This is a genomic window from Arthrobacter sp. HMSC08H08, from assembly GCF_001807575.1.
Taxonomy (GTDB): domain Bacteria; phylum Actinomycetota; class Actinomycetes; order Actinomycetales; family Micrococcaceae; genus Pseudoglutamicibacter; species Pseudoglutamicibacter albus.
This window is the reverse complement of record NZ_KV789408.1, coordinates 79,144-88,550: the sequence shown is the minus strand read 5'-3', so window position 1 is coordinate 88,550 and position 9,407 is coordinate 79,144. Positions and strand designations below refer to the sequence as shown.

10 protein-coding genes and 1 pseudogene are annotated in these 9,407 nt (G+C 56.2%); 1 reads left to right on the top strand and 10 read right to left on the bottom strand.

Annotated features, from left to right (window positions below; translation table 11 throughout):
• Positions 1-60 precede the first annotated feature (60 nt).
• A pseudogene (locus HMPREF3175_RS08805) lies at positions 61-1,210 on the bottom strand (IS3 family transposase).
• 141 nt (positions 1,211-1,351) lie between these two features.
• Between HMPREF3175_RS08805 and HMPREF3175_RS08795 the strand changes: the two are divergent.
• On the top strand, positions 1,352-2,047 hold the full coding sequence (locus tag HMPREF3175_RS08795) for a hypothetical protein (protein ID WP_141742514.1): 696 nt from the start codon (positions 1,352-1,354) through the stop codon (positions 2,045-2,047).
• Positions 2,048-2,126: 79 nt separating this feature from the next.
• On the opposite strand, the gene HMPREF3175_RS08790 is transcribed toward HMPREF3175_RS08795, so the two are convergent.
• From HMPREF3175_RS08790 to HMPREF3175_RS08760, 9 genes are all read right to left on the bottom strand, one after another.
• Positions 2,127-4,598, bottom strand: coding sequence for a hypothetical protein (locus tag HMPREF3175_RS08790; protein ID WP_070492027.1), 2,472 nt, complete (start codon positions 4,596-4,598; stop codon positions 2,127-2,129).
• A complete protein-coding gene (locus HMPREF3175_RS08785) occupies positions 4,561-5,250 on the bottom strand; it encodes an ABC transporter ATP-binding protein (RefSeq protein ID WP_218078913.1) in 690 nt (229 codons plus the stop codon). The genes HMPREF3175_RS08790 and HMPREF3175_RS08785 overlap by 38 nt, the downstream gene beginning before the upstream one ends.
• Positions 5,251-5,311: 61 nt before the next feature.
• The gene (locus HMPREF3175_RS10660; protein ID WP_083285449.1) at positions 5,312-5,683 is read right to left on the bottom strand and encodes a peptidase inhibitor family I36 protein; all 372 of its coding nucleotides are present in this window, start codon (positions 5,681-5,683) and stop codon (positions 5,312-5,314) included.
• Positions 5,684-5,918: 235 nt separating this feature from the next.
• Entirely contained in the window at positions 5,919-6,371 is a 453-nt protein-coding gene (locus HMPREF3175_RS08780) for a hypothetical protein (RefSeq protein WP_070492021.1), read from the bottom strand.
• Between the two features lie 76 nt (positions 6,372-6,447).
• A complete protein-coding gene (locus HMPREF3175_RS08775) occupies positions 6,448-6,681 on the bottom strand; it encodes a glutaredoxin family protein (protein ID WP_070492018.1) in 234 nt (77 codons plus the stop codon).
• A 117-nt stretch (positions 6,682-6,798) separates the two neighbouring features.
• Positions 6,799-6,897, bottom strand: coding sequence for a 30S ribosomal protein bS22 (locus tag HMPREF3175_RS10040; protein WP_009882927.1), 99 nt, complete (start codon positions 6,895-6,897; stop codon positions 6,799-6,801).
• A 145-nt stretch (positions 6,898-7,042) separates the two neighbouring features.
• Positions 7,043-7,270, bottom strand: coding sequence for a helix-turn-helix domain-containing protein (locus HMPREF3175_RS08770; protein ID WP_070492015.1), 228 nt, complete (start codon positions 7,268-7,270; stop codon positions 7,043-7,045).
• A gap of 217 nt (positions 7,271-7,487) precedes the next feature.
• Positions 7,488-8,033 (bottom strand): ArsR/SmtB family transcription factor, encoded by a 546-nt coding sequence (locus HMPREF3175_RS08765; RefSeq protein WP_083289530.1) that lies wholly within the window; start codon positions 8,031-8,033, stop codon positions 7,488-7,490.
• An 87-nt stretch (positions 8,034-8,120) separates the two neighbouring features.
• On the bottom strand, positions 8,121-9,317 hold the full coding sequence (locus tag HMPREF3175_RS08760) for an acetoin utilization protein AcuC (RefSeq protein WP_256173948.1): 1,197 nt from the start codon (positions 9,315-9,317) through the stop codon (positions 8,121-8,123).
• Positions 9,318-9,407: the final 90 nt, after the last annotated feature.

Here is a 9,407-nt window from a genome sequence, read left to right as displayed (position 1 = left end):
TCAAACGCTACGCTTGCGCTTATGAGACCGTGACGAACCAGACCTTGTGGGCCGCCCCCTTCATTCGGTCCGGACGTTTTGTGAGTCGTCGGTTTCGATTTGATGGGTGCATTGCCGAGCGTACTCGACTGGGGTAGGTAGCCGAGCGAGGAGTGTCGGCGGCGATGGTTGTACTCGTTTTTCCAGTCGCCGATCACGACTTGCGCGTGCAGCAGCGAGTAGTAGCTGTTGATGTTGAGGCACTCGTCGCGGAGCCGGCTGTTGAACGACTCGACGTACCCGTTCCGCCACGGCGATCCCGGTGGGATGTAGGACAGGCCGGTGCGGGTGCCTGCCCAGTCGGCCATCGCTTCGTTGATGAACTCCGGCCCGTTGTCCGACCTGAGCACAGCTGGGGCGCCGCGGACGGCGACGAGATCCTCGAGATGCGCGGTGAGCCGGTCGGCGGTGATCGACCGCTCGACCAGCCCGCCGATGCATTCCCGGATGTGCTCATCGACGATCGAGCAGATCTTGATCGGCCGGCCCTGCTCGTCGGCGTCGAACTGGAAGTCCACCGCCCACACCACGTTCGGTGCGTCCGCTGTCGCCGGGCCGACGGTCGAGGACCCGACGCGTTTGCGACGCCGCCGCTGCGGGACGCGGAGGCCCTCGTCACGCCAGAGGCGTTGGATCTTCTTGTGGTTCACGACCCAGCCCTCGGCGCGGGCATCGTGATACGCGCGCCGGTACCCGTAGCGGGGGTGCTTCTTCGCCCAGGCCCGCAGCCAGTGCCGCAACGCTCGGTTCGGGTCTGCGGTCGTGTCGCCCTTGAGCGGCCGCCGGTACGCGGAGCGGGACAGCCCGGCCAGACGGCACGCCATCCGTTCACTCACCTGCAGTGTCCTGATCAAGTGAGCGACGGCGGCGCGGCGCCTGCCCGGGCCTAGAAGTTTCCCTCAGCCAACTCCTTGAGCGCGGCCTTCTCCAACTCCGCCTCGGCGAGCAGCCGCTTGAGCGCCGCGTTCTGCTTCTCGAGCTCCTTCAGGCGTTTCGCGTCATCGGCCTTCAACCCGCCGTACTGGTTACGCCACCGGTAATACGTCTGCTCGGACACCCCGAGTTCCCGTCACACCGCCGCGACATCCGCGCCGTCGGCGAGCATCCTGTCGGCCTGCCCGAGCTTGCGGACGACCTGTTCCGGGGTGTGACGCTTTCTGCTGTTCGACATGATCTGACCATTCTCCCTGCCCGAACCCTCGGGCGACAGGACGACTCTCAGAACCACCGGACCTACGAAACGGGGTCAGCCCACCCTGACCCGTACGGTGAACGGCAAGCGGATGTGCCGCATTCGTCTGCGCATGAGCCGGTGCCTACGCAGCCTTCGGGGCAGGGCCAGCAGAGCTTCGGATGGGATGGAGCACCGCAGCAACAACCGCACATGCCGAATCAGGTGCCGCCTGCTCAGCATGCCCAGTATGTTCCGCAGGATCCGCATATGTACCAGGCACCTCAGGGTGCGTATGCTCCCCTGGGGCCTGGCTGGGGGAATTATTCGAGTGACTCGATTCCGTCTAGCCCGCCTAAACGCCCTGCGAGTGTTGTGATCGCCTCGATCGCTGCGTGGATTTGGGGCACCTTCTATGTCGTGGGCAGCATTGTCATCTTCGTTTACGCGAGCTCCGCGAGCTACTCGTCTTTGGAACGCATAGCGAAGGATGAAGACATACTGGAAGCTGCGAGGCGGGGTATTTCTGCCGAGCAGTTCTTGGAGAATATTAGGTACACGCTGTGCATCACTTCCGCTTTTAGTATTGTTATCGGTTTGTTCGCGTTGATCACTGGCGTGCTGGCTTTCAAGGGCCGCAACGGTTGGCGAATTTTCGGTATTGTCGCCACCTCACTCATGTTATTTCCGTTCATTGCCGCCATGATTCAGGTTCCACACGTAGTCTGGTTGTTATTTGGAATCGTGCCGCTTACTTCTCTTATCTGTTGGTCGGTTTCCGGTTCTTGGTACCGGACGGTCAAGGACTATAAACGGTTGAGCCTCTACCATCACTGAGAGCGTTGAGAAGGTTAATCGATGGGTGGCGTTCCCCCGAACTAGAGGGGCACGCCACCCATCGTTTTTGGGTCAACCTTCAGGAGTGAGCGCCGCCTCGATTTCGTGATAGACCGACAATCAAGAGTCCTGCCACGGTGCCGATGATGAGCGCCGCGGCAGCGAACACAATAGTCACCCAATCGATGGTGAATATGAGAGCACTACTCTGAGTGGCGGCAACCAACGCTGCAGGACCAAGCCCCGCGATGACTCCAAGCACGAACGCTCTCACTACAATGATGCTCATGCTCCACCGTAGAACCCAACGATGCCACGAGTCAGGCAAACCTAAGGTCCAGAATGTTGAGCGGATTGCCTCTAAACTCTTTGCGTTAGCGCGGCTCACCATAACCACAATCAAACATGAGCCGATCAGCGCAGTGGCCAAACTGTAGTAGACAATCTCTGGCATCTCTTGCTCCTGCATGCGTGGAATGAGGAGTAACTCACGCGGAACACGTTGCTCGACCGCTTTTTCGATGAGCGCCTTCTTCTGAGGTTCTGACAGTTCAGTAAAAACCCACCTAGTCGCACCCAAGGGGCTTTTGTATTTTTCGAGAGTCTCAGTCAGAATAATGGCGCCTGCTTCTAGCTCCAAGATTTCACCGAAATCAGATACCGTAGCCGGCAACGTACGTCCGTCAGGGAACACTTCCGTTAGAAGTAGTGCTTCAGAACCTTGCAAGAAGCCCGGGTGACGCACGAGCATGCCTCCACTCTGCAAGACTGCTCTCTCCTTGGCATCCAAGGTTCTACCTATTAGACGCTCAAGTTCTTCAGCTCCGTCAACGGCAGAGACACCGAAGGCGCCTTCCATCCCCTCGACCCAGTCGAGCGAACCGCTGCCCGTAAGCAGGCGAACCGGTTCAGCAATACCTAGATCATGCGCAAGTTCAATAACTTTCTTCTGGGTAGTCTTCTGCCCGAGATCATTCGATTGTTCAACACCCACTTGGTCGCTACGAATCACATCCAGCACATCTTTATTCGCGGCAGTGTTGAAACTCTTCGAGAATGTTCCACTGAAAATCAACATCCCTGACGAAGCCGTCAGAAGAAAAATGGCTATAGCGGTTGTTACGCGGTGACGGGCCGCTAGCCGTCGAGCGAAAACCCGAGGTTTAAGAGGGACTTTCGCCGAGATGGTGCGCACCACGAGCAAGGCTAGAAACAGAGAGAACGCGATGACTGGAATGGGGGCCCACACGTCGAAGATGTCTGGCCCAGTTCTTAGACCAATCAGCACAGTGCCACCGATGACTATTACGGAAGCTAGCCCCGTCATCCAAAGGGCGATTCCAGAACCGATGAAGGAACTACCCCGATGTTTCCGGCCCCCTTCCACCGCTACCCTATTCTTAGGATACGGATAGGTCCACACCGCTCCGGCAATGTAACAGACTGCTATACCCGTGAAAATAAGGCCGAGCCATTTCCACGCAACTTGAGGTCCAGGACCTTGAATACCAGCAAGGTCCGCAAGGAAAGGGGCCATCAGCCAAGCAACGCCGACCCCGAGCATGCTCGCGACACCAGCGCTCAGAATGACACCGATGAAGCTCTTCCTAACTGTTGCTTTCCATAAGGGAGTCGAGTTTACACCCAACGTATGCAGCTGACTTTTGACCGGTGCTAGCGCTTTTCGCGACCATGTCCAGAGGAACAGCACTACCGCACTAGGCATCAGAAGCGCGAATACACCTAAGATGAAGGAGAAGTTCTCAGCGAAACCTTGGTGTGGCCGATCCTCAACAGCAGAACGAGCCAAGTAGCTCTCACCTAAAGTGACGCCTTCAAGGGAGTCCAGCTGCTCTTTCGTTTTCTTATCAACATGCCTAAGAACATACTCTTCAAGGGCATCCTTACCTGTGATGCCGGTTGAGAACAGCGTGGTGTTGATCATGGCACTATGGGTCTGTGCCGCTGCGGGATCAATCGTGTTCCAGGTACCTGGGAATGCCAATAACGTGTCTGCTTTTGGACTGAACCTCTCGTCAGCCAGGCCAACCACCCTCAGCTTGATGTTGTGGTCCATTGCGGTCACTGATTCACCAATCGACAGACCCGAATCTCCAGAAGCAACAATCTCGCCGGGTTTGGAAGGCCAGCGCCCAGCGGTGAGGTTATAGCCAAACTGCTCACCAATCTGAGGCCAGTCCCCTTCCAACATAGTCCGGTAGCGTTCTTTACTAGCATCTAGATAGATGTCAGCCGTAGTTGATATAGCCCTAACCCCTTCATCGGGACGGTCAAGAGCAGAGCGAATCGTGTCTTTCTTCCCCACACCTGTGTGCAGAGGCACCTGAAGTAGAGCCTGCGCGTCGCCGAAGAGATGTTGCGCTTTATCGGCAGGTTTCATTACCAGTTGGCGGTCAGCTGTTGCGACCCAAGACAGCAGACCCACCACAACCGCCAGGACAACAAGAATGAACCGATACCGGCCCTTCTTACCCAGAATTTTCTCCACATACCTACCCACCACGAATATCACCAGCTTCAATACGCCCATCAACCAAGGCATACCCTGTGTGGCAATATTCGTTCATGATCGGATCATGGCTCGTGGCAATCACTGTGCAACCAGCGTCAGCAAGATCCTGGAACAATCCAAACATTGAATGTGAATTATCCGTATCCAGCGCAGCCGAAGGCTCGTCTGCCAGAAGAACTCGCCGCGCCCCGCTCAAGGCACGAGCAATTCCCACACGCTGACACTGTCCGCGTGACAACTCAGACGGATACCGGTCTACCAGCTCATCTAATCCGACGCGTGCTAAAGTTTCGGATGCCAACCGCTCGGCCTCACGTTCGCCAACCCCGGCCGCGGCCAACACCAGCATCACGTTCTCAGCAGCCGTCAACTCCTGAATCAACAGGTCATCCTGATGCACAAAACCAACTATGCTACGACGCAAACTAAGAACCTGCGCCTCACTGGCCTGACCTACATCTACACCAAGAACATCAATCCGGCCCTTATCCACAGGAATCAAACCAGCAATAGCACGCAAAAGCGTCGTCTTACCCGAACCGCTTTTACCCGACAACCCAACAAATTCTCCAGCCGAAGCCTGAAGATCAATACCCCTCAAAACGTGAGTCCGCTGAGCCCCAACACCCAAATACTTGTGGACATTCGCCACAGACACAACAGTCATCATGCCTCTTTAAGAAAAACGGGGTGCAGTTTACTAACTGCACCCCGGAACCGGTTAAGAACAGTTAGCAACCGCGGTTCGTCCGCCACGAAGAAGCGGTATCGTTAGGCGGCCACCCAACAAAATTGTTAATTGAATTCTGCCTCATCGTATAGCACTTCCCTTTACCGTTTGCGTGCTCAAACCAAGAAGCATTCCTGGTAGTTCGGTTGATCCACGAGCTCATCTTGTCGTTTGCTTTGGGCGAGATGTTCATCAAACCGAGCCCCGCTCGACGAGACCCCAAAAAGCCTCCATAGTCAGCATGGGCATACAAGCAAACTAAGTTACCACCGCATTTTTTAGGAGCAGCTTGTAGGGCAGCTTGCGCAGGCTGAGCAAAACCGAACCCAGCGGCCACTACTGCGAGAGACGCACAAAGTTTCTTGATCTTCATAGCGTTCTTCCTTTACCACAGGCCTCGTGCTGAGGCAGTGACTTAGAAACACCTATGTGGTGTTGAGAAGATATTCCTATGTGATGGAAGTCACTGTCAATAGGGAAACACAGAAATTTTTTATGCAGGACCAAGGCTCGACATCTTGCCCGTTTTAACCGCTAAATCCCGGCCTCAAACGCTACGCTTGCGCTTATGAGACCGGGACGAGCCAGACCTTCTTAGATCGGAATCGCTAGCTTTCTTGGCCGGGTACACGGACAAAGAAGTTCGAAGAGATCGCCAGTAGTTCACGCATGAGTTCATACTGGTTGCCGTGCATGTTCCAGATCTCATCCTCGCCAGCCGCCTCGGGCCTCTCATAGATCGACTCAGTGGCGTTAACGTCAGCTAGCCAGCCGTTATCGTAATAGTCCATGAGCGGCTCCATAGCCGCACTGAAAGCCTCAATTGCTCGAAGCCCCTCCGCAGCTTTCACATAAGCAGCTCGCGCTTTCACAAGATTCTCTTGTGCAACGCTCAAACGCTCGAGGCTCGCTCGCTGTTCCGGCGTCGGTTGCGACGAGCCAACCCCAGTAGCTCCGGCATCGCCAGGCGCACTGTCAAAGGATGCAGCACCAGACGGCGCAGCAGAGGGGCCAGCAGCAGAGGGCTCATCGGCCAAGGGCGCAGTGTTGTTCTCGCTCATAGATTCAGTCTCGCACAAGTCGCTTGGCCACTGGCTGACCCGGCCACACCAAATGAGGCGGTTGCCGATGGCGCTACTATTCGCTGAGGATTCTTCGCAGCCGCTCCGGATCTATGTGCCAGAAATCGCGCTGCACGCCATCCACCATGAGCACTGGTATCTCTTCCGCGAAACGGTCCATGAGTTCCGCATCAGCAGAAATATCGACGTCCGTCCACGCCACCCCACGTTCAGCGCAGACCTCCTCCAGCGTGGCCCGCGCAGCCTCGCACAAATGACACCCCGGCTTGGTGTACAACTCAACCTTCATACTGATTCCCCTTCCGCATCCACGCCCGCGTCACTACTGGCCATTAAACATCCCGACCGTTAAACACAACGTGGGCCACACCCACAGGGTGGACCCACGTAGAAAGCTCAAAGCTACTTACTTCTTATTGCGACGCTGGTGGCGAGTCTTACGCAACTGCTTACGGTGCTTCTTCTTCGACATACGCTTACGGCGCTTCTTAATGACGGAACCCATCGATGCTCCTTTCCGTCCCACATCGGCCTGACAAGAATCGTGGCACCGCGCGGGCACCATTCACCCTAGTTTACAGGAAGTTCATCGCGGTGCGACTCGACGCCTCAACGCTACCCCTGCGCACGAATCAGCGCCTGCGCACGAATCAGGCAGTACCCGTCTGGCGGTTCCCCTGAAAGTTCTGCGTCATGGCCTGGCCAAGATAGTGCTGCACAGCAGACTCCGGAACGCGGTAAGAGCGACCAAACTGAACCGCAGGCAACTCGCCAGAATGAACCAGACGATACACAGTCATCTTGGATACACGCATTACGTCCGCGACCTCTGCAACGGTCATGAAACGAGCATCAGAGAAGTTGCTGGGTTCAGTCATGAAGTGGACCTCTGCTTCCTAGTGAAGTGACAAAGCCGCGCCGCTGACCAAAAGAAACGAAAACGAAGCGTTCCACCAACATCAGGGCGACTCTACACAACAGTTTACGTTGCAGAAGTGCCAAGTGTGAATTCAGTTATCTGGTGTGTCGGATGAGAAAACCCTTAGAAAGCCTTCCAATCTGCGCCTGAACCCCGCGTAAACATGCGGGAATCCGCTACTTACGGCGCCCGAAGCGCTGGAAAAACGTCTGTGCCTTCTCCGTCACAGACTCGATCTGACGGCCCACATTCTGCACAATCCGGTGAGCCGCATCATCAGCAACGCTCTCGGCCTCACCCGCGGCCCTACTCTCAGCCTCAGCGACCTCAAGCTCAGCGCCTTCAGCGACCCCCGAGCGCTCGATACTCTCGGCCGACTCATCCGACCCTTCCGCCTCGCCGGATTCAGTGGCATCCGAGCCTGTCCCCGCCGCCGCATCATGAACGCTCGTCAGCCACTCCAGCGCACCCGCCAACGAATCCGGCACCAGAGAGTACAAACGCCGCTGCCCATCAGCCCGCGTCTGGACCACGCCCGCATCACGCAACACCTTCAAATGCTTCGACACCGTCGGCTGGCTCGCCTCAACCGAAGCCACCAAATCAGACACACTCAACTCATCCGCTTCAGACAACAACTCCACAAGTTGCCGTCGAGTCGGATCACTCACAACATGAAAAATATCCTGCACCACACACCCAGCATATTCCTGGGTAGGCATGGAAAAGGGAGTGCGACACGCGTGCCACCCTCCCAAAATTCAAATCCCTGGGGTTATTCTCCCATCAAGTTACCCAAAAACACTGGGTTAATCGAACCACGGATCCAACCCCAGGCCAGGGAACGCTTCCTTCCTGGTAGCCATGATCGCCCGATCAACCGGGTCAGCAGGGTCATATCCCATCTCCCAGCCACGCCACCACAACTCGGCCTCGTCCCCCATCTTTTCCGGAGCATCAACCCCATACCGCTCCGAAATATAGTCACGGAACTTCTGCGGCACCGGCGTCTGAACATCCAACGGCTTACCCGCCGCCACCGCAACCAAATGCGTCCACGCCCTCGGCACCGTCCGCGCAATGTCATAACCGCCACCACCCGTGGCAAGCCAACGGTTCTCCGTGAGCTCCTGCGCAAGGTAAGCAATCTCGATCGCAGTCTGCCGCTGGCCATCAATACTCAAACGCAGATTAGTCAACGGATCCAACTCATGCCCGTCACAGCCATGCTGAGAAACAATCACCTCAGGCTCGAAAGCACGCGCAACAGCAGGAACAATCGCAGTAAACGCACGCAACCAGCCGTTATCGCGAATACCAGCCGGCAACGCGACATTCACCGCCGAATTCGGTGCATTCGGCCCACCCGTCTCATTCGGGAACCCCGTCCCCGGAAACAGCGAACGCCCCGACTCATGCAAAGACACCGTCATCACACGCGGATCATCATAGAAAATACCCTGCACACCATCACCATGGTGAGCATCCACATCGATATACATCACCTTCTTCACACCCGAAGAAAGCAAACGCAAAATAGCGGCAGCCGCATCGTTATAGATACAGAAACCACTCGCACTGCCCGAATGCGCGTGATGCATACCGCCACCAAAATTCACCACCGGCACACCCGAATCACCCAAAACCAGGGCAGCCCCCATCAACGAAGCCCCATACAACCTCGCCGCCGCATCATGAATATCCGGGAAAATCGGGTTATCTTCCGTACCCAAACCAAAAGCCTCATCCGCGTGCCCCTCACCCGCACGCTTCACCGCCTCAACATATTCAGGCGTATGAATCTGAAAAAGCTCATCATCAGAAGCCGAATACGAAGACGAAAACCGGCCACCCACCTGCTCCATCACATCCAACTGCTCCAACAAATCAGCAGTCATCCGCATCCGTTCAGGGTTCATAGGGTGATTGTCAGAAAACCGGTACGCACTCATATGCCGGTCATAAACAACAGTCACCGAAGGGTTCGCTGAAGACATCACACTCATCACCTTAATTGTCATGGCCCAAGGTGGTTCAATGGAACCGGTAAGCACGCCTATTATGACGCGCGCGAGCGTACCGCACCCCCGCAGAAG

Coding starts and splice junctions, on each gene's coding strand:
- HMPREF3175_RS08790 (WP_070492027.1), bottom strand. CDS start 4,598: ATGGGCGTATTGAAGCTGGTGATATTCGTGGTGGGTAGGTATGTGGAG.
- HMPREF3175_RS08785 (WP_218078913.1), bottom strand. CDS start 5,250: ATGATGACTGTTGTGTCTGTGGCGAATGTCCACAAGTATTTGGGTGTT.
- HMPREF3175_RS10660 (WP_083285449.1), bottom strand. CDS start 5,683: ATGAAGATCAAGAAACTTTGTGCGTCTCTCGCAGTAGTGGCCGCTGGG.
- HMPREF3175_RS08780 (WP_070492021.1), bottom strand. CDS start 6,371: ATGAGCGAGAACAACACTGCGCCCTTGGCCGATGAGCCCTCTGCTGCT.
- HMPREF3175_RS08775 (WP_070492018.1), bottom strand. CDS start 6,681: ATGAAGGTTGAGTTGTACACCAAGCCGGGGTGTCATTTGTGCGAGGCT.
- HMPREF3175_RS10040 (WP_009882927.1), bottom strand. CDS start 6,897: ATGGGTTCCGTCATTAAGAAGCGCCGTAAGCGTATGTCGAAGAAGAAG.
- HMPREF3175_RS08770 (WP_070492015.1), bottom strand. CDS start 7,270: ATGACTGAACCCAGCAACTTCTCTGATGCTCGTTTCATGACCGTTGCA.
- HMPREF3175_RS08765 (WP_083289530.1), bottom strand. CDS start 8,033: ATGCCTACCCAGGAATATGCTGGGTGTGTGGTGCAGGATATTTTTCAT.
- HMPREF3175_RS08760 (WP_256173948.1), bottom strand. CDS start 9,317: ATGAGTGTGATGTCTTCAGCGAACCCTTCGGTGACTGTTGTTTATGAC.